This is a genomic window from Cellulosimicrobium cellulans, from assembly GCF_042723955.1.
Taxonomy (GTDB): Bacteria; Actinomycetota; Actinomycetes; order Actinomycetales; family Cellulomonadaceae; genus Cellulosimicrobium; species Cellulosimicrobium cellulans_H.
Genome location: NZ_JBHXIC010000026.1, coordinates 16,857 through 35,044, shown reverse-complemented (window position 1 = coordinate 35,044; position 18,188 = coordinate 16,857). Strand labels below are relative to the sequence as shown.

Genomic DNA, 18,188 nt, shown 5'->3' with positions numbered 1-18,188 from the left:
CGGCGGGCGCCGGTACACGGACACGTGGGAGCGTGACTCGGCGGTGGACGCCACTCCCGCCCATCAGGCGTGCCGGGTCTGGGGCTCGGGACCGGCGAGGCGGGCCAGGAGGTCGAGATCGGCGGCTAGACGTACCGGTGGGGTGTGCGTCCTGGAGTGGCGAGGCCCTGATCATCGGCCCGTGGCGGGGACGGTCGGGGTCTCACGGCGGGCCCGGTCCCGTTCTCGGCCGCCGCTGGTGGGCTTGGTGTGCCCGCACGGACGGCCGGTTCGTGGCTGGACGGCTCGCGGGGTCGCGAGCGCGGCGCGCGCGTACCCTCGCTGCTGTGAGTGCGGGACGCGGGCCGGTGCGGGCGTTGGGGCAGGCGGTGCTGCTGCTCCTGATCGTGGTGGCGGTTCCGGTGGTCGCGGGCGCGGCGCTCGGTGGTGCCGCGCCCGCATCGGTGACGGCGACGGGGGCGATCTTCGGCGTGCTGCTGGCCCTGAAGGCGGGGTGGCGGAGCGCGCTGGTGACGGTGCCGGTCCTGGTCGTGTCGTCGGTGCTCGCGGCGGTGTCCGCCGGCTCGGTGTGGTGGGTCGCGCTGCTGGGCGGGCTGGGGCTGGTCGCGGGGTGGTCGGCTCGGTGGGGTTGGTTGCCGGTGGTGGCGCTCGTCGGGGCGGCGACGTCCACCGCTCCCCCGCTGGAGGCCGACGCCTCGGTGGTGCTCCGGTTCGTGTGGGTGGCGGGGGCGGCGGTGTACGCGGTGGTGGTGGCGCGGATGCTGGGCCTGCCCGCGGTGGTGCCGGGGGTGCGGGTTCTGCGCGGGCTCGCGGGTGCCGGTGCGCTGCTGCTCGCCACGGGGGTCGTGGTCGCGGCAGGGCTGGCGCAGGCATCGGGCGTGCGGCTGGCGTACTGGCTCCCGGCGACGGTGTTCCTGCTCGTCGTCCCGACGCCGGGGGTGCGGTGGTCGCACGTGGCGCGCTCGCGGGTCTTGGGCACGCTCGGTGGCGTCGTGGCGGGCGCGGCGCTGGCGGTGCTGGTGACGACGGCGCCGGTGCGGCTGGGCGTGGCGGTGCTGACGGCGGCGGTCACGGTCGCGGTGTCGCGTCCCGTGTGGGCGAACGCGGCGGCGTCGACCCTGACGCTCATGCTCGTGCTAGACCCGGCGGGCTCGGGGCTGGCCGTCGGCGAGGTGCGGCTGGTGGCGACGGTGGTGGCGGCGGCGGTCGTCCTGGTGGGCGGCACGCTGCCGGCGTGGTGGGCGCCGCGGCTGGCCCGGAGCTCGGCCGACGGGTCGTTGGAGGTGCTGCGCGACGTGCGCGACCCGGTCGCGGTCGAAGAGACGCACCGGAACCCCGCGGCTTGAGGAGCTCGGCGTGACGCCTCCGGTGGCGGAGGACCGAGACCGCTACGGTGGCGGCATGGATCGTGAGGCGTTCGTCGGCTATGTCCGTTCGCAGGGGTGGGGCGTCGTCGCGTCCCTCGGCGCGGAGGGCGAACCTCAGGCCGCGTTCCTCGCGGTGGCGGCGACGGATGCGGGCGAGCTGGTGTTCGACGCGCGCGCGACGTCGCGCAAGGTGGCGAACCTGGCCCGGGACCCGCGCGTCGCGGTGACGGTGGGAGGCGCGGACGGGACGACCGTGCAGTGCGAGGGCAGGGCGGACGTCCCGGTCGGTGCGGATCGGGAGCGCTGCGCCGCGGCGTACGCGGCGGCGTTCCCGCAGTTCGCCGCATCGTTGGCCGACGACGGCATCGTCCTGCTGCGGGTCGTGCTCGCCTGGGCGCGGTACGGGGACTTCCGCGACGGCCGGTCCGTGATGACGGAGGTCGACGTGACCGGGTGGGCCCAGGCCGGGGACTGACCGGGGCCCACAGCCCGGTCGGCGTCAGCCGAGCAGCGCCTGCTTCGCGCGCGCGAACTCGGCGTCGGTGAGGTCGCCGGCGCGGTGCAGGGCGGCGAGCCGTTCGAGCCGGGCGACGAGCGCCGCTCCCCCGTCACCCGGGGTGGCGCTCGCGGCGGGTGCGCCGCGCCCGACGACGCGCCACAGGGCGCGGGCGAACACGCCGGGGCGTCGGGCGGTGCCTGCCTGGTCGGGGTGGAGGCGCGGTACGCGCGGCGAGGGGACGGTGCGGTCGTCGACGACGACGCTCCCGGGCCGCGCGTCCGCGAGCGAGCGCGCGAACCGGGCGAAGCGGGCGGACGACCCGTCGAGCAGGACGGCGCGGGTCGACCGCGAACCGGGGTGCTCGTCCCGCCACGTCACGACGACGGTCGGCCCGTCCCCGGTGACGGTCACGACGGGTCGCCCGGCGGGCTCGAGCACGGTGTCGTCGCCGCGGACGAGGCGCAGCCGTGCGCCGTCCCACACGAGCCGGCCGCCGGCGACGTGGAACATGGCCGGGTAGCGGGGCGCGGCGGCGAAGCGCGAGGTGTCGGGCGCCCGGCCGGGGACCGTCACGACGCCGACGGGTCGCCGCCGCGGCGGGACCGGAGGGCGGGGGCCGTCCGCGTGCGTGGCGAGCGCCTCGACGACCGGGACTGCGACCGTGACGGGAGCGACGGGTTCGACGCCGGGCTCGGGGGCGGGTCCTGCCGGGTGCGTCTCGGTGTGGCCCTCGGTCGCGCTGGTGCTCATGGTGCTCCCCCGTCGTCGTCGGTCCCCCGATCCTGCCGCGCGACACCCGCCGAGAGCAACCCCTCGGGTGGTGTCGCCGCAGGTCAGGACGACGTGAGCGCGCCCCCGGCCGGGAGCACCGGTGGCCGGGGGCGCGCGGGCGGTGGGGGTCAGAGCCCGCCGAGCAGCGCCGTGAAGTCGGGCGTGGCCGCGAACGGGTCGGCGGGGCCGGTGTTCTTGCGCAGGGCGACCTTCTCCGCGAGCTCGCGGCCTGCGCGCGCGATGCGGGCGGGCAGCCCGCCGCCGGCGTCGGCCTCGGCGGCGGCCCAGTCGTCCGTCGCGGCGAACACGGACGTCGTGGCGACGTCGGCCCGCAGGTAGGTGAACAGCGGCCGCAGGGAGTACTCCAGTGCGAGCGAGTGGCGCGCGGTGCCGCCGGTCGCGCCGAGCAGCACGGGCGTGCCGGTGAGCGAGTCCTTGTCGAGGACGTCGACGAACGACTTGAGCAGCCCCGAGTACGTGGTGGTGAACAGCGGGGTGGTCACGACGATCCCGTCGGCGGCGGCCAGGCGCTCGAGGACGCCGGCGAGCTCGCCCGTGGGGAACCCGGTGAGCATGGCGTCGACGACGGCGTGCGCGTGGTCGCGCAGCTCGACGGTCTCGACCTCGGCGTCCACGCCGAGACCCTGGAGCTCGCGCACGGTGGCCTCGCCGAGCCGGTCGGCGAGCAGGCGCGTGGAGGACGGCTTGGACAGCCCGGCGGACACCACGACGAGGCGGCGGTCCGGGGCGGGGGTGCTGGCGGTCATGCGGTGCTCCTGGGGTGTGGCGTGTCGTGCGGGGGTCGACCCGTCGCCGGGCCGGGTGGTGCGGGGTGCCCGACGGCGGCCGGTCGACCGGGTGCGCGGGGCACCCCTCGACCGTACGCCGTCGGGCGACCGGTCAGGTCGGCCGCGGGACGGCGCGGGTCACAGCCCGAACGCGGCGCCGGCCTTCGCCGGCTCCTGGTCGTCCTCGGCGGTGCGCCCGGTCCAGCGGTCCTCGGTGCCGCCGACGTGCGCGGCGCCCTCGGTCCCGGCGGCGCGGGCCGCGGCGACGCGCTCGGCGTGGCTCGGCGGGTTCGCCGGCACGTGCGCGGGGCGTGCGGCCTCCATCTCCTTGCGGAGCACGGGCACGACCTCGCCCGCGAGGAGGTCGATCTGCTCGAGCACCGTCTTGAGCGGCAGGCCGGCGTGGTCCATGAGGAACAGCTGACGCTGGTAGTCGCCCACGTGCTCGCGCATCGCGGCGTACCGGTCGATCACCTGCTGCGGGGAGCCGACGGTGAGCGGCGTCTCGCGCGTGAAGTCCTCCATCGACGGGCCGTGCCCGTACACGGGCGCGTTGTCGAAGTAGGGGCGGAACTCGTCCCACGCCTTCTGGGAGTCCTTGCGCATGAACACCTGTCCGCCGAGGCCGACGATCGCGGTGTCCGCGGGGCCGTGGCCGTGGTGCTCCCAGCGCTGGCGGTAGAACTGCACCATCTGCTTGGTGTGGCTGATGGGCCAGAAGATGTTGTTGTGGAAGAACCCGTCGCCGTAGTAGGCCGCCTGCTCGGCGATCTCGGGGCTGCGGATCGACCCGTGCCACACGAACGGCGGCACGCCGTCCAGCGGGCGCGGGGTGGAGGTGAAGCCCTGGAGCGGGGTGCGGAACTTGCCCTCCCAGTCCACGACGTCCTCGGTCCACAGGCGCCGCAGCAGCGCGTAGTTCTCGATCGCGAGCGGGATGCCGTTGCGGATGTCCTGCCCGAACCACGGGTACACCGGCCCGGTGTTGCCGCGCCCCATCATGAGGTCCATGCGCCCGTCGGAGATGACCTGGAGCATCGCGTACTCCTCCGCGAGGCGCACCGGGTCGTTCGTCGTGATGAGGGTCGTGGACGTCGACAGGACGATGTTCTTCGTCACACCGGTGAGGTAGCCGAGCATGGTCGTCGGCGAGGACGGGACGAACGGCGGGTTGTGGTGCTCGCCCGTGGCGAAGACGTCCAGGCCCGCCTCGTCCGCGTGCTTCGCGATGGTCAGCATCGAGCGCACGCGCTCGGTGTCGTCGGGGGTCCGGCCCGTCGTGGGGTCCGTCGTGACGTCGCCGACGGTGAAGATGCCGAACTGCATGGTGTGCTCCCGTGAGTCCTAGGTCGATGCGTTTGCATGTACATGCCGCTCAACCCACCACCCCGCGGGTTTGTTCCCGGCCCCTGGCGCCGCCGGTGTGAGCGTGCGCACGTCCGGGCGGTGGCGGCCGTGACGAGTTGCGTCGGGCATCGAAACCCGGGAGCCTGGGACCGCGACGCACCGAGGCGGACCGGCTCGACGCCGTGGAGGCGGCCAGGCCGCGGACACCCCGCGACGTTCACCGGACCTTCACGACGCGTCGGAACACCGACCGACGGTGAGGCGTTGCCTCTCGTAGACCGGGCCGCTGCCCGCACCCCACCGGGCGCGCCCACCCACCCCCGAAGACCCCTCAGGAGGACACCATGGCCGACCGTTCGCTGCGCGGGATGAGCATCGGTGCGAAGAGCATGGAGTCGGACGAGGGCGTCGACTTCGCCCCCCGCTTCCAGGCGCACTACGACTGCCCCAACGGGCACACCATCATCCTGCCGTTCTCGACCGACGCCGAGGTCCCCCCGGTGTGGGAGTGCCGGTGCGGCGCCGAGGCGCTGCTGCGCGACGCGGAGCGCCCCGAGCCCAAGGCCGGCAAGCCCGCCCGTACCCACTGGGACATGCTGCTCGAGCGCCGCACCATCTCCGAGCTCGAAGAGCTCCTCGACGAGCGCCTCGGACTGCTGCGCGCCGGCAAGCTGCGCCGCAGCGCCTGACGCCACGGTCGCCCGACGACCGGAGAGGCCCGGACCCCGCAGGGTCCGGGCCTCTCGTGCGTCACGGGCAGGCGCAGACCCCGCTCCGCTCGCGCACCGCTCCGCCCCCGCTGCGCCCGGCCTCAGCGAGAGGCCCGGGTCCCCCGCCCCCGGACCGCCCCCGCGAGCTGCGCGGCGCGGCGTCGCGCGCCCCACACCGTCACCTTCCACAGGGCCTCGGTGACGATCGCGCGGCTCATCTTCGACCGGCCTGCGGTGCGCTCGACGAACGTGATCGGCACCTCCACCACCCGCCCGCCCGTGCGCACGACCCGCCAGGCCATGTCCACCTGGAAGCAGTAGCCGTGCGACTCCACGCTCGCGAGGTCCACGGCGCGCAGCGCGTCGGCCCGGTACGCGCGGAACCCCGCCGTCGCGTCGCCCAGGCCCAGCCCGAGCGCGACACGCACGTAGACGTTCCCCGCCCGGGAGAGCACCTCGCGGTGCCACGGCCAGTTCTCCACCCGCCCGCCCGGCACCCAGCGCGACCCGATGACGAGGTCCGCGCCCTGTCCCCCCGCCGGGGCGAGCGCCGCGAGCAGGGACGGCAGCTGCTCGGGCTGGTGCGACCCGTCGGCGTCCATCTCGACCAGGACGTCGTACCCGGCGTCCAGGCCCCAGCCGAACCCCGCGACGTACGCGGCGCCCAGCCCCTCCTTGCCCGCCCGGTGCAGCACGTGCACGCCCGGGTCCGCGGCGGCCGCGGCGTCGGCGAGGTCGCCCGTCCCGTCGGGGCTCGCGTCGTCGACCACGAGCACGTCCGCGCCCGGCACCGCGGCGCGCAGGCGCGCGAGCGTGCCCGGCAGGGTCAGCGCCTCGTCGTACGTGGGCACGACGACGAGCACGCGGCCCCGCGCGGCGGGCTCCCCGGGGCGCTCGCTCACCGCGCGTCGTCCCCGGTCGAGACCGCGGCGGGCGTGGTGGACGCCCGGGACGCGCGGCGCTCGCGGACGGCGCCCACGACCCCCGCCGCGAGCAGGCCGAGGGCGAGGAGCTCGACCACGCGCCCGGGCCAGTCCCCCGCCCGCACGGCCGGGGTCAGGCTCGTGCGCAGCGGCAGGTCCGCGACCAGCTGGTCGGCGGTGAACAGCCCGGTGCTCTGCAGCAGGGTGCCGTCGGGGGCGATGACGCCGCTCACGCCGACGGTCGAGACCTGCACGGTCGCGCGCCCGGTGGACACCGCGCGCAGCCGCGACATCGCGAGCTGCTGCGTGGACTCGGCGGTGTACCCGAAGGAGGCGTTGTTGGTCTGCACGACGAGCACCTCGGCGCCCGCGTCCACGGCGTCGTTCACGAGGCCGTCGTAGGCGACCTCGAAGCAGATGACGACGCCGAGCGGCACGGTGCGCCCGAGGCGCTCGGACGCGAGGTCGACGACGCCGGTCTCGGTGCCGGGGATCATGTCGATGCTCACGCGGTCGACCTGGTCGGAGAAGATCCGCAGCAGGGACCGCAGCGGGATGTACTCGCCGAACGGGGCGGGGTGCTGCTTGGCGTACCGGTCCACGACGCCCGCGCCGGGCTCCCACAGCAGCGACACGTTGTACCGGCCGCCGGTCTCGGGGTACTCCTGGGCGCCGACGAGGATCGGGGCGTCGACCTCGCGTGCGGCGTCGTCGATGGCGCGTGCGACGTCGGGCGCGGTCTGGGGGTCGAGGTCGGAGCCGTTCTCGGGCCACAGGACGACGTCGAGGTCGCCGGGCTCCACCTGGTCCAGCAGCGCGACGGTCCCCTGCAGGTGGTTGTTCAGCACCTCGGCCCGGTTCGCGAACGATCCCAGGCCCGGCTCGCCCACGTTGCCCTGCACGCCCCCGACGGCGAGCGTCCCCGCCTCGGCGCGCGTGTCGAGCGGCACGAGCAGCGGCGCCGCGACGAGTGCGCCGGCCACGGCCACCGGGACGACGGCGCCCGTCACGACGTCGCGGCGGCGCACCAGCGCGAGCACGGCGACGGCGAGCAGCGACCCGGCGAGCGCGACGAGCAGGGACACGAGGACCTCGCCCCCGAGCCACGCCGCGCGCCCGAGCGGGGAGTCCGCCTGGGAGAACGCGAGCCGGCCCCAGGGGAAGCCTCCGAAGGGGACCTCGGTGCGCGCCTGCTCGACGCCGACGAACAGCAGCGCGAATCCGACGGCCTGCGCCCACGGGCGCCCGGCCAGCCACGGCCAGCGCCGCGCCCACACCCAGGCGGCGCCGAGCACGGCGACGAAGCACGCCTCCATGACGGACAGCGCGACCCAGGGCGCGGTCTCGGTCGCGTAGTTGGCCCACCACAGGTGCGGCAGGAAGAACGCCAGACCCCACACGAGCCCGACGAGGAAGCCCCAGCGTGCGCCGTCGCGGCGCAGCGCCCAGAACAGCGCGGCGACGCCGACGAACGCGAGGGGCCACCATCCGCGGTCGGGGAAGGCCGCGTCGGTGCCGAGGCCGCCCGCAAGGGCCAGGAGCAGCGTGAGGGGCCGCGACGGCGTCCCGACCCGGGTGCGCGCCTCCGCCGCACCGGGGACGTCGGGACCGGTCTCCGCGGGTCCGGGCGCGGGTGCCGCGGGGTCCGGGGCGGAGGCGTCAGGTCCTGCGGGGTGGGATCGCCCGGCCGGGGCGGCCGTGGGCTCGGGGGCGTGCACGGGTGCACCCTACGCCACGCACCTGCACGGACCGGGGTCCGCGACGGCGGCCCGGCGGGTGAACGAGAGGTGGTGTGTGCGGGCTCGCGCGCCCTTCGGCCCGTACGCCGCCGCCACCGGCGGGAGCACGTTTTCTACTGAGCGCGCGAGCCCGGCCAGATACCCGGCGCGGCACGCCGAGGGGTCGTCGTCGGTGGCTGATCCCCCTGCGGCCGCGGGGGCCGGAACACCCTGTCGAACCTACTCCGGCTCACGGCCCTGTCAAGCGGTAGCGGTCAGACGAACGTGTCGAACAGGGGGACGCCGTCGCGCACCGTCTGCAGGCAGCGGGGGCGCGGCACGTCCGGGCCGAGCTCCGGCAGCAGCGGTTGCCCGGCGCGCGCGTCCGTGCTCCACGACGACGTCGTGCGCCCGAGCGCACCCTGCACGACCAGGTGCTCGCCGCGCCACACCGCCAGGTGCGCGGGCGCACCGACACGCAGCTGCCCGGCGCCCGTGTGGTCCAGCCCCGCGATGCGCCACCCGCCGCGCGTGTGCGCGCGGAACGCGGCCCGCGCCGAGATCTGCTGGTCCGGGTCCACGTGCGACATCGCCGCGAGCACCCCCGCCCAGGGGTCGAGCCGCGTCACCGGCGCGTCCGACCCGAACGCGAGCGGCACGCCCGCGCCCGCGAGGTCCGCGAACGGGCTCAGGCCCTCCGCCCGGGTCGCGCCCACGCGCGCCGCGTACATGTCCTGCGGCCCGCCCCACGCGGCGTCGAACCCGGGCTGGATGCTCAGGCTCACGCCGAACAGCAGCAGGGACGCCAGCGCCGACGCGTCCACGAACAGCGCGTGCTCCACCCGGTGCCGCGCTGCGCGCACCGCGCCCTGGCCGTGGACCTCCGCGGCGACCTTGAGCCCGAGGACGAGCTCGTCCATCGCGCGGTCCCCGATGACGTGGAACCCGCCCTGCGTGCCCGCCGCCCCGACCGCGGACAGGTGGTTCGCGATCTGCTCCGCGCTCAGGTAGAGGTTCCCGCGGTCGGTGCGGTCGGGTCCGTCCTGGTAGGGCAGGCGCATCGCCGCGGTGCGCGACCCGATCGACCCGTCCACGTTGAGGTCGCCCGCGATGCCCGTCAGGCCCGGCACGTCCGCGAGGAGCTCGCGCGCGTCGTCGACCGTGGTGCACAGCTCGCCCCGGTACCCGACGACGTGCGGCAGCCCCGCGGACGCCTCGCCCGTGAGCGCGAGCAGCTCGCGCAGCCCGGCGCGCGTGTCGATGTGCGGGGCGCTCATCTCGTGCACCGACACGATCCCCTGCTCCGCCGCGGCGCGCAGCGCCGCCCGGTACAGGGCGGTGCGCCGCGCCGGCGACACGTCGCGCGCGACGTCGCGCGCCACGTGGTGCGCCTCGCCCATGACCCAGCCGGACTCGTCCCACCCGGGCCGCTCCGCCAGCGCGCAGCGGCGCGCGAGCGTCGTGGAGACCACGGCGGAGTGCACGTCGACGCGCGCCGCGTACACCGGGCGCCCGCCGGCGGCCGCGTCGAGCTCGTCGCGCGTCGGAGGGCGGCCCTCGGGCCAGGACCGCTCGTCCCACCCGAACGCGAGCACGACGTCGTCGTCCCCGCCGTCCCCGCCGTCCGCGGCGGCCTTCGCGACCGCCTCGAGCGCGGCGGCGAGGGTCGTCACGCCGGCGCTCGCGGACAGGTCGACGCCCGCGAGGGCGAGCCCGACCTCGAACAGGTGGACGTGCGCGTCGACGAACCCGGGCGCGACGAGCGCGCCGTCGAGGTCGATCACGCGGTCGGCGCGGGCGGCGAGCCCGTCGGCCGTGTCGTCGGCGCCGATCCAGGCGATGACGCCGTCGTCGACGAGGAGCGCTTCCGCGAACGGGTCGGCCTGGGAGTGGATCACGCCGCCGCGGTACAGGGTTGAGGCCACAATCCTTCACGATACCGCCACAACCGCCCGAATCTCACCCTTCCGACCCTGCGTCCACGCAGGTGGGACCGGGTGTCGTGCACGTCACGCGCCCGGCCTGGCTTCCGCGGGCTCTGCCCGGTCGGCTCAGACGCTCGAGTACGCGACGACGCCGCGCCGCAGCTTCTCGATCGCCTGGTGCGCGGTGCGCCGCACGGCGGGCGTGGGCGCGGCGGTCGCGACCTGGTCGAGGACGTCGATCACCTGCTTGCACCAGCGCACGAAGTCGCCGGCCGCGATCTCCGAGCCGCGCAGCACGGCGTCGAGGCTGCGGCCCACGGCCCACCGGTGCACGGCGGTGACGAGGCCCTCGTCGAGGGCGCCGGTCGCGTCGATGTCGTGCGCCTCCTCGAGGTCGTCCACCTCGGACCACACGCGCGTGGTCGCCTCGAGCGCGCGGGCGAGCCTGCCGTGGGGGCCGCCGGGGACGTCGGGCTCGCCGTGGTCCTCGCGCCGCCCCGCGTACACGCACGTGGACACCACCGCCGCGAGGGCGGGAGCGTCGAGGTCCTCCCACACGCCGCGGCGCAGGCACTCGGCCAGCAGCAGGTCGTTCTCGGCGTACAGGCGCCGCAGCCACTGCCCGTCGCGCGTGACGCGCAGCCCGGCCCGGCCCGCCCCCTGTCCGCCCGCGCTGCCGGAGCCGTCCCCGTCGTCGCGGGACCCGCCCGCGGGTTCCTCCGCGTCCAGGGCGTCCTCGAGCGGCGCGACCGGGTCGTCCGCGGCGTCGCCCGGGGCGAGGTAGCCGAGAGTGAGCAGCACGTCGCAGATGCGGTCGAACACGCGCGCGATGGACCCGGTGCGGCCCTCGACGCGGCGCACGAGCTGGTCGTGCTCCTTCTTGAGCCGAGCCCACCGCTCGGCCCAGCGCGCGTGGTCCTCCCGGTCGGGGCAGTCGTGGCACGGGTGGCCGCGCAGCTGGGCGCGCAGGCGGGAGAGCTCGGCGTCGTCGGCGGCGGCCGACCGGGAGCGGGCGGTGCGCCCGGGGCGCGCGCCGGGCTCGTCGAGCGCCCCGAGGGCGTTGCGCAGCGTGGACGCGAGGTCGCGCCGCTGCGCCGGCACGCGCGGGTTGAACGACTTGGGCACCCGGACCTTGGCGACGGTGCGGATGCCGCCGGGCGCGTCGGCGACGGTGAGCTTCTTCACCTGCCGGTCCTGCGTGAGCACGGTGGGGCGGGGACCGTCGAACCCGGCCCCCTCCCCCGGGTCGAGCACGACGACGTAGCCCGCGCGCCGCCCCGACGGCACCTCGACCACGTCCCCGGGCCGCAGCCGCTCGAACGCGGCCACGACCTCCGCGCGGCGCGACCTGCTGGCGGCGCGCGACAGGTCGCCCTCGCGCGCGGTGATGCGCCGCCGCAGCGCCGCGTACTGGGCGAAGTCGCCGCGGTCGCACGTCATGGCCTGCGCGTACCCGTCGAGGGCCTCGGCGTGCACCTGCGCCTGCTTCGCGAGCCCGACGACGCCGCGGTCGGCCTGGAACTGGGCGAACGACGTCTCCAGGACCTCGCGCGCCCGGTCCCGCCCGACCTGGGCCACAAGGTTGACCGCCATGTTGTACGTGGGGCGGAAGCTGGAGCGCAGCGGGTACAGGCGCTTGGACGCCAGGCCCGCCAGGTGCACGGGGTCGAGGCCCGCGTGGTCGACGACGACGGCGTGCCCCTCCACGTCGATGCCGCGCCGCCCCGCCCGGCCGGTGAGCTGGGTGTACTCGCCGGGGGTGACGTCCACGTGCGCGGTCCCGTCCCACTTGACGAGCTTCTCCAGCGCGACGGACCGGGCGGGCATGTTGATGCCGAGCGCGAGCGTCTCGGTCGCAAACACGACCTTGACGAGGCCGCGGCTGAACAGCTCCTCGACGGTCTCCTTGAACACGGGCAGCATCCCGGCGTGGTGCGCCGCGATCCCGCGCGCCAGCGACTCGGTCCACGTCCAGTACCCGAGGACGTCCAGGTCCTCGGCGGGGATGGTCTCGGTGCGCTCCTCGGCGACGCGCCGGATCTCCGCCTCCTCCGCAGGCGAGGTGAGGCGCAGCCCCGCGGCCAGGCACTGCTGCACGGCGCCCTCGCACCCGGCGCGGGAGAAGATGAAGTAGATCGCGGGCAGCAGCCCGTCCCCGTCCAGGGCGTCCACGACGGCGAACCGGGCCGGGGTGCGGCGCGCCCCTACCGCGGACCGGTCAGGGCCGGGGCGCCGCCCGCCCCGCCCCCGGTACCCGCGGTCGCCCGGGCCGCGCCGCCCGCCCGGACCCGACGCGCTCGTGCGCGGGGCCGCGCGGAACGCGGCCAGCAGGTCCGGGTTGATGGGCGGGTTCACGCCCGGGTCCGTCGGATCCACGTGCCCCGCGTACAGGTCGAGCAGGTCCGCACCGAGCGCCCGGCCGCCGCCCGCGTGCGCGACCCCGGTCGCCGGGTTCGCCGACGCGACGAGCACGTGCTGCCACAGCGGCACGGGCCGGCGCTCGCTGACGACGACGGTCGTGTCGCCGCGCACCATCTCCAGCCAGTCGCCGAACTCCTCCGCGTTGGACACCGTCGCGGACAGGGAGACGAGCTGGACGTCGTCGGGCAGGTGGATGATGACCTCCTCCCACACCGGCCCGCGGAACCGGTCGGCGAGGTAGTGCACCTCGTCCATGACGACGAACGCGAGTCCGTCGAGCGTGCGCGAGCCCGCGTAGAGCATGTTGCGCAGCACCTCGGTCGTCATGACGACGACGGGCGCCTCCCCGTTGATCGTCGTGTCGCCCGTGAGCAGGCCCACCGAGTCGGCGCCGTAGCGGCGCACGAGGTCGCCGTACTTCTGGTTGGACAGCGCCTTGATCGGGGTCGTGTAGAACGCCTTGCGCCCGCCGTCGAGCGCGAGGTGGACGGCGAACTCGCCCACGACGGTCTTGCCCGCGCCCGTGGGGGCCGCCACGAGCACGCCGCGCCCCTCCTCGAGCGCCTCGCACGCGCGCTCCTGGAAGTCGTCGAGGGGGAAGTCGAGGACCTGCCGGAACTCCGCGAGCCGGGTGCGGGACGCCGCCTGGCGGGCCCGGGACGCGGCGTAACGGGCGGCGGGCGATTCAGCGGCCGTCATGGTGCCAGCCTACGGTCCGGGGGGGGGGGGGCGCCGCCGCCCACCGGGGGTGCCGGGGCCCCGCCCCCCGGGGGCGCGCCGAGGTGAGGGGGGGGCCCGGCGCGCCGCCGGGCGCGCGCCCAAGGCGGGCCGCAACCTTCCCGTGGCGATCGCGGTGGGGGGGGGGCCGGGCGCCGCCCGCGCGGGGGGGCGCGCGGGGTGCGGCGGCGAGCCGCCGGCGGGCGATCGAAGCGTCGTCGGCGGACGGCCTGCGGACGGCGGCGGACGGTCAGCGCGCGGCCGGGCCGGCCGCGGCGTCCAAGACGTGCAGCGCGCCCGGGACCACGTCGACCCGTAGCGGCAGGGAACCCAGGTGCTCGCCGTCGGCGAACGCGTGCGGCGGGGTCGCGCCCGCCTCGGTCGCCGCGACCGTGACCGACGTCGCGCGCAGGGTCCCGACCCCGGGGTTCGCCAGGTGCCGCCCCGCGTACATGCCGGGGAAGATGCGCGTCGCGCCCCAGCGCCCGAACGGGCCCGCGACGACGACGTCGAGCAGGCCGTCGTCGAGCGCCGCTGCCGGCGCGATCCGGATGCCGCCGCCGATGCGCGGCCCGTTCGCGACGGACACGAGCGCGCCCGGTGACTCCCACACCACGGTCCGCCCGCCCTGCGCGTCGGGGGCGTCGGGGCTCGTCCCGAGGGCCGCGCCGTCGAGCAGGAGGGGCGCCCCGGCGAGCAGGTCGGGCAGCTCGTCCCCCGCGGGCACGCCGCGCAGCGTGACCCGGTACCCGTACGGGCGGTACCGGGTGATCTCCGTGAGTGCCGAGCGCGCGTACCGCGACCGCCCGCGCGGCCACGTGGCCGCGTTCGCGTGGGCGTTGACGGCCGCGTCGATCCCCGCGGACAGCACGCCCGCGTACCAGCGGGGCGCGGCCAGGTGCTCGCCCGTGACGCGGGCGGCGTCGACGGCGCGCACGGACGGCAGCGCGCTCGTCGAGGACACGGTGCTCGCGGCGGTGCCCAGGGCGGCGAGGAGGGCGTCCACGCACCGGTCGGCGCGGGTCGTGGGCAGCCCGAGGCCGTGCGCGAAGTCGTTGCCCGTCCCGACCGCGACGATGCCGAGCGGGACGCCGGTCCCGGCGGTCGCGTTGACGCCGAGGTGCACCATGCCGTCCCCGCCGACGACGACGAGGGCGTCCACCGTGGGTCGGGCTCCCGCGCCGTCGCCGCCCGGGCCGCGCACGGCGGCGTCGGCCGACTCCTGGGCGAGGGGCAGGCTGGGGGCGCTGAGGTCGACGACGTCGTGCCCGGCCGCGCGCAGCGCCTCGGCGGTGCGCGCCCCCGCGGTGCGGCCGCGGCCGCGCCCCGCCGTCGGGTTGACGACGAGCGCGACCGTGCTCATGCGCATCCCCCGCGCCCGGTGGGGCGCGGCCGGGGCACGGCGCTCACAGGGCGAGCCGTGCGGCGTCGCGCTTGTCGACGCGCCGGTCGTGGAGGTAGCTGATGCCGAGCGCGGCGAAGTAGAGCCCGCAGATGGGCAGCGCCACGAAGATCATCGTCAGCGCGTCGGGCGTCGGGGTCATGACGGCCGCGAAGACGAACGCGATGAGCACCGCCCAGCGCCAGCCCTTGGCCATGGCGGACGCCCGCAGGAGCCCGGCGGCGTTGAGCGCGACGAGCACCACGGGCAGCACGAACGCGAGACCGAACGCCAGCACGAGGCGCATGACGAAGCTCAGGTAGCCCTGCGCGTCGGCGAGGTTGGTCGCGCCGTCGGGCACGAACCCGGCGAGGATGTCGACCGCGTGCGGCAGGACCCACCACGCGAGGAACGCACCGCCGAGGAACAGCGGGACGGACCCGCCGAGGAACGCGAACGCGTACCGCTTCTCCCGGGTCGTCAGACCCGGGGTGATGAACGCCCACAGCTGGTACAGCCACCACGGGCACGTGACGATGACGCCGAGGAAGAGGGAGACCTTGACCTTCATGTCGAGCGCGGAGGCCAGGCCCGAGAAGTTCAGGCTGATGACCTTGCCCTGCTCCTCCGCCGCCTTGAGCAGCGGCGCCTGCAGCGCCTCGAGCAGCGGCTCGTAGAGGAACCATCCGACGATCGCGCCGACCACGAGGCCGCACGCGGCGAGGAAGAGACGCTTGCGCAGCTCCAGGAGGTGCTCGCGGAGCGGCATCCGCCCCTCGGGGTCACGGGAGGTACGTGACACCGACTATCCCTTCGAGGTGTCGCCCGGTTCGGGCGACGTGGTCCCTCCGGTCACGGTCGGCGAGGAGGTACCGGTCGACGGGTACGCGGTGCCCGTGCCGCCCGCCGCGGGCGGCGTGGTGTCGTCCTCGCGCAGGTCCTTGACCTCGCTCTTGAAGATCTTCAGAGACTGCCCGACGCTCTTGGCCAGGTCGGGGAGCCGGCGCGCGCCGAACAGGAGCAGGATGACGACGACCAGCACGATGATGTGCCAGGGCTTGAGCATGCCCATGGGCTAACTCCTCCTCGAGGCGAACGGCGCTATGCGAGCGAGTCTACGTGGTGAACCCTACGCGTTGAACCGGCGCCAGCGGGACCAGACCTGCTCGTCGCGCCGCCGCCGCAGCACGCGCCGCTCGGCGCGCTCGGCGCGCAGCAGGTCCACGCGCTCCTGGAGCACGACCGGGTCGTCGAACAGGGTCGGCGCGGTCGACGGCTGCGCCTCCTCCAGGGCGCGCGACAGCTCGTCCGCCCGCGCGCTCAGGTCCGCCGCGACCTGCGAGGCGCGCGACAGCTCGCGCCCCAGCCCCTTCATCGACCGCCACAGGCGCCGCGCGAGGAAGAACGCGCCCACGAGCGTGCCCACGACGAGCAGCGTCCAGATCCAGAACCACATGCCGCCCACCCTAGCCAGCAGCCCGCTCGCCGGACGCCTCGTCGCCCGCCCCGCCGTCGGGCTCGCCCGGCAGGTGCGCGTACGCGGACAGGGCGGCGCTCGCGGCGTCGCGCACGTCGCGAGCGACCGACGCCGGCTCGACGGCGAGCACGTGCCGCGCCCGCTCGGTGAGGAGCTGGCGCAGCCACACCGGGTTGGTGACGCGCAGGCGCACCTCGAACGCGCCGTCGGGCAGGTTGCGCACGGACTCGACGGGGACCTGCTCGGCGACGGCGCGCGCCGGGCTGGCGAACGTGATCGTCGCGAGCGGGGCGTCGCCGGTGGGGGTGAAGTCGACGTCGGGGTCGACGTCGTGCCCCTCCACGGCCTGGTCGAGCTCGGTGGCGGCGAGGATGCGGTCGACGCGGAACGTGCGTCGGCCCTGCGCGCGGTGGCACCACGCGAGCAGGTAGGCGTGCTCGTCCTGCGTGTGCAGCGACACGGGGTCGACCTCGCGCTCGGACTCCTCGTCCGCGGCCGTCACGTACCGGATCCGCAGGCGGTGGCCCGCGACGAGCGCGCTGGTGATCGCGGCGACCACGCGCGGGTCGCCCTCGGGGGCGAGCTGCACGTCGAGCGCCGCCGCGGCTTCGCCGGTCGCGTGGGTGAGCTTGCGCAGCACCGACTCGACGACGCCCGCGCGCTCCGGGTCGGCCTGCACCGCCGCGGTCTCCCGCATGGCGCGCAGCGCCGCGATGAGCGCGACCGCCTCGCGCGTGCCGAGCCGCAGGGGCCGCGTCATGCCGCGCGCCTCGGTGAGCCGCACGACGCCGCGCTCGATCGAGTCGGCGTCGAAGTCGATGAGGTCGTCCGGCCAGTACCCGGGTGTGCCGGACACCCACAGGGCGTCGACGTCGTCCAGGGCCTGGCGCTCGCTGACGCCGAAGTGGCGGGCGAGCTCGCCCACCGGCACCGGTCCCGCCCCGTCCAGGTACGCGACGATGCCCAGCAGGCGCACCAGCCGGTCGTCCGCGCGCTCAGCCACGCCCCGTCACCTCCGTCGACCCTTCGCCCGTGCCCGTGCCCGTGCCCTCCCCGGCGTCCTGCGCAGAACCCAGCGCGGCCGCGTCCCGCAGCCGCCGCACGACCGCCGCGCGCAGGTCGGGGGGCCCGAGCACCAGCACCGCGTCCCCGTACCCGACGACCTCGTCCGCCAGCGCGTACCGCACGTCGTACGCGACCTCCAGCACGTCGCGGCCCGCGCCGTCGCCCGCCCGCGCGTCCGGCACCGACCCCACGACCGTGCCGCGCGCCCGCAGCGCGCCCGCACGCTCCGGCACGACCGCCAGGCGCGCGACCCCGCCCGCGTCGCGCGTGCCCAGCGCCGCGTCCACGTCCACGTCCACCGGCACCTCGAACGCGTCGCGCGGGCCCGTCGCCCGCACCCGGCCCTCGACCCGGCTCAGGCGGTACGACCGCGGCGCCCCGCGGTCCAGGTCGAACCCCACCAGGTACCAGCCGCCGCGCCGCGCCGCGATCCGCCACGGCTGCGCGCGCCGCGCCCGCACCTCCCCCGTGCTCGCCGCCCGGTACGTGAACGACACCGCGCGCCGCGCCGAGATCGCGTCCATGAGGGTCGCGTACGCGTCCCCCACCGGCCGCACCTGCGGCGCCAGGCCCGCCACGACGTCCATCGCGGTCTCCCCCGCGCCCGCCGCGCGCAGCTTTGTCAGCGCCCGCGAGATGTCCGTCCGCAGCGTCTTGTCCTGCCAGAACTGCGCCGCCAGGGCCAGCACCCCCAGCTCCGCCGGCGTCAGGTCCACCGCCGGGAGCGCGTACGCGTCCTGGTCGATCCGGTACCCCACCTCGTCCGCGTGCCCGCCCGCGTCGACCGTGACGATCGGGATCCCCAGGTCGCGCAGCGTGTCCTTGTCGCGCTCGAACATGCGTTCGAAAGCGTCCGGGGACGGCGCGTCGCCGTACCCCGCCACGCTGATACGGATCTGCTGCTTCGTCATCGACGCGTTCGTGTTCACCAGCGCGATGACCAGGTTCAGCAGGCGCGCCGCCGGGTTCGTCGGCGACGACCCCGACGACGACGGCACGGAGCCGGGCACGGGATCGGGCGCGACGGAGGGGGGCGTGGGCTCGGACATCGGTACCACGCTAGTCGGTCGATAGGGTGT

Annotated in this window: 16 protein-coding genes; 3 read left to right on the top strand and 13 right to left on the bottom strand. The window is 76.1% G+C overall.

Annotation, left to right across the window (positions count from 1 at the left end; genetic code table 11):
- Window positions 1–326 precede the first annotated feature (326 nt).
- Both ACFWH7_RS09445 and ACFWH7_RS09440 read left to right on the top strand, forming a co-directional pair.
- A complete protein-coding gene (locus ACFWH7_RS09445; RefSeq protein ID WP_378216254.1) occupies window positions 327–1,346 on the top strand; it encodes an FUSC family protein in 1,020 nt (339 codons plus the stop codon).
- 55 nt (window positions 1,347–1,401) lie between these two features.
- Entirely contained in the window at window positions 1,402–1,842 is a 441-nt protein-coding gene (locus ACFWH7_RS09440; protein WP_378216253.1) for a pyridoxamine 5'-phosphate oxidase family protein, read from the top strand.
- A 24-nt stretch (window positions 1,843–1,866) separates the two neighbouring features.
- Here ACFWH7_RS09440 and ACFWH7_RS09435 read toward each other — a convergent pair whose 3' ends face one another.
- The 3 genes from ACFWH7_RS09435 to ACFWH7_RS09425 all read right to left on the bottom strand — a co-directional run bounded on the left by ACFWH7_RS09435 (window position 1,867) and on the right by ACFWH7_RS09425 (window position 4,751).
- Entirely contained in the window at window positions 1,867–2,616 is a 750-nt protein-coding gene (locus tag ACFWH7_RS09435; RefSeq protein ID WP_378216252.1) for an SHOCT domain-containing protein, read from the bottom strand.
- Between the two features lie 149 nt (window positions 2,617–2,765).
- Window positions 2,766–3,404, bottom strand: a complete 639-nt coding sequence (locus ACFWH7_RS09430; protein ID WP_378216250.1) for a CE1759 family FMN reductase — start codon at window positions 3,402–3,404, stop codon at window positions 2,766–2,768.
- 159 nt (window positions 3,405–3,563) lie between these two features.
- The gene (locus ACFWH7_RS09425; RefSeq protein WP_378216249.1) at window positions 3,564–4,751 is read right to left on the bottom strand and encodes an LLM class flavin-dependent oxidoreductase; all 1,188 of its coding nucleotides are present in this window, start codon (window positions 4,749–4,751) and stop codon (window positions 3,564–3,566) included.
- A gap of 365 nt (window positions 4,752–5,116) precedes the next feature.
- On the opposite strand from ACFWH7_RS09425, the gene ACFWH7_RS09420 reads away from it, so the two are divergent.
- Complete coding sequence (locus ACFWH7_RS09420) at window positions 5,117–5,461, top strand: RNA polymerase-binding protein RbpA (protein ID WP_021483180.1); 345 nt, start codon at window positions 5,117–5,119, stop codon at window positions 5,459–5,461.
- Between the two features lie 122 nt (window positions 5,462–5,583).
- On the opposite strand, the gene ACFWH7_RS09415 is transcribed toward ACFWH7_RS09420, so the two are convergent.
- The 10 genes from ACFWH7_RS09415 to ACFWH7_RS09370 form a co-directional block, all read right to left on the bottom strand.
- On the bottom strand, window positions 5,584–6,384 hold the full coding sequence (locus ACFWH7_RS09415; protein ID WP_378216247.1) for a polyprenol monophosphomannose synthase: 801 nt from the start codon (window positions 6,382–6,384) through the stop codon (window positions 5,584–5,586).
- Window positions 6,381–8,123 carry an apolipoprotein N-acyltransferase gene (gene lnt, locus ACFWH7_RS09410; protein WP_378216244.1) on the bottom strand — a complete coding sequence of 581 codons (1,743 nt, stop codon included), beginning with the start codon at window positions 8,121–8,123 and terminating at the stop codon, window positions 6,381–6,383. Before lnt ends, ACFWH7_RS09415 begins: the two co-directional genes overlap by 4 nt.
- 275 nt (window positions 8,124–8,398) lie before the next feature.
- Window positions 8,399–10,048: an amidohydrolase gene (locus ACFWH7_RS09405; RefSeq protein ID WP_378216243.1), complete on the bottom strand. Its 1,650-nt coding sequence runs from the start codon at window positions 10,046–10,048 to the stop codon at window positions 8,399–8,401.
- Between the two features lie 126 nt (window positions 10,049–10,174).
- Window positions 10,175–13,168 (bottom strand): DEAD/DEAH box helicase, encoded by a 2,994-nt coding sequence (locus tag ACFWH7_RS09400; protein WP_378216242.1) that lies wholly within the window; start codon window positions 13,166–13,168, stop codon window positions 10,175–10,177.
- A 268-nt stretch (window positions 13,169–13,436) separates the two neighbouring features.
- Complete coding sequence (locus tag ACFWH7_RS09395; RefSeq protein ID WP_378216241.1) at window positions 13,437–14,549, bottom strand: diacylglycerol/lipid kinase family protein; 1,113 nt, start codon at window positions 14,547–14,549, stop codon at window positions 13,437–13,439.
- A 43-nt stretch (window positions 14,550–14,592) separates the two neighbouring features.
- Window positions 14,593–15,336: a twin-arginine translocase subunit TatC gene (tatC, locus tag ACFWH7_RS09390; RefSeq protein ID WP_378216274.1), complete on the bottom strand. Its 744-nt coding sequence runs from the start codon at window positions 15,334–15,336 to the stop codon at window positions 14,593–14,595.
- Between the two features lie 36 nt (window positions 15,337–15,372).
- Window positions 15,373–15,639, bottom strand: coding sequence for a Sec-independent protein translocase subunit TatA (gene tatA / locus ACFWH7_RS09385; RefSeq protein ID WP_378216239.1), 267 nt, complete (start codon window positions 15,637–15,639; stop codon window positions 15,373–15,375).
- 57 nt (window positions 15,640–15,696) lie between these two features.
- Window positions 15,697–16,023: a hypothetical protein gene (locus tag ACFWH7_RS09380; RefSeq protein WP_378216238.1), complete on the bottom strand. Its 327-nt coding sequence runs from the start codon at window positions 16,021–16,023 to the stop codon at window positions 15,697–15,699.
- 10 nt (window positions 16,024–16,033) lie between these two features.
- Window positions 16,034–17,047: a helix-turn-helix transcriptional regulator gene (locus ACFWH7_RS09375; protein ID WP_378216237.1), complete on the bottom strand. Its 1,014-nt coding sequence runs from the start codon at window positions 17,045–17,047 to the stop codon at window positions 16,034–16,036.
- On the bottom strand, window positions 17,040–18,158 hold the full coding sequence (locus tag ACFWH7_RS09370; protein ID WP_378216235.1) for a helix-turn-helix transcriptional regulator: 1,119 nt from the start codon (window positions 18,156–18,158) through the stop codon (window positions 17,040–17,042). The genes ACFWH7_RS09375 and ACFWH7_RS09370 overlap by 8 nt, the downstream gene beginning before the upstream one ends.
- Between the last annotated feature and the right edge of the window lie 30 nt (window positions 18,159–18,188).

Bases quoted from the DNA above. Each gene is read 5' to 3' on its own strand.
- ACFWH7_RS09440 (WP_378216253.1), top strand. From the start codon at position 1,402: ATGGATCGTGAGGCGTTCGTCGGCTATGTCCGTTCGCAGGGGTGGGGC.
- ACFWH7_RS09435 (WP_378216252.1), bottom strand. From the start codon at position 2,616: ATGAGCACCAGCGCGACCGAGGGCCACACCGAGACGCACCCGGCAGGA.
- ACFWH7_RS09430 (WP_378216250.1), bottom strand. From the start codon at position 3,404: ATGACCGCCAGCACCCCCGCCCCGGACCGCCGCCTCGTCGTGGTGTCC.
- ACFWH7_RS09425 (WP_378216249.1), bottom strand. From the start codon at position 4,751: ATGCAGTTCGGCATCTTCACCGTCGGCGACGTCACGACGGACCCCACG.
- ACFWH7_RS09420 (WP_021483180.1), top strand. From the start codon at position 5,117: ATGGCCGACCGTTCGCTGCGCGGGATGAGCATCGGTGCGAAGAGCATG.
- ACFWH7_RS09400 (WP_378216242.1), bottom strand. From the start codon at position 13,168: ATGACGGCCGCTGAATCGCCCGCCGCCCGTTACGCCGCGTCCCGGGCC.
- ACFWH7_RS09395 (WP_378216241.1), bottom strand. From the start codon at position 14,549: ATGAGCACGGTCGCGCTCGTCGTCAACCCGACGGCGGGGCGCGGCCGC.
- tatC (WP_378216274.1), bottom strand. From the start codon at position 15,336: ATGCCGCTCCGCGAGCACCTCCTGGAGCTGCGCAAGCGTCTCTTCCTC.
- tatA (WP_378216239.1), bottom strand. From the start codon at position 15,639: ATGGGCATGCTCAAGCCCTGGCACATCATCGTGCTGGTCGTCGTCATC.
- ACFWH7_RS09380 (WP_378216238.1), bottom strand. From the start codon at position 16,023: ATGTGGTTCTGGATCTGGACGCTGCTCGTCGTGGGCACGCTCGTGGGC.
- ACFWH7_RS09370 (WP_378216235.1), bottom strand. From the start codon at position 18,158: ATGTCCGAGCCCACGCCCCCCTCCGTCGCGCCCGATCCCGTGCCCGGC.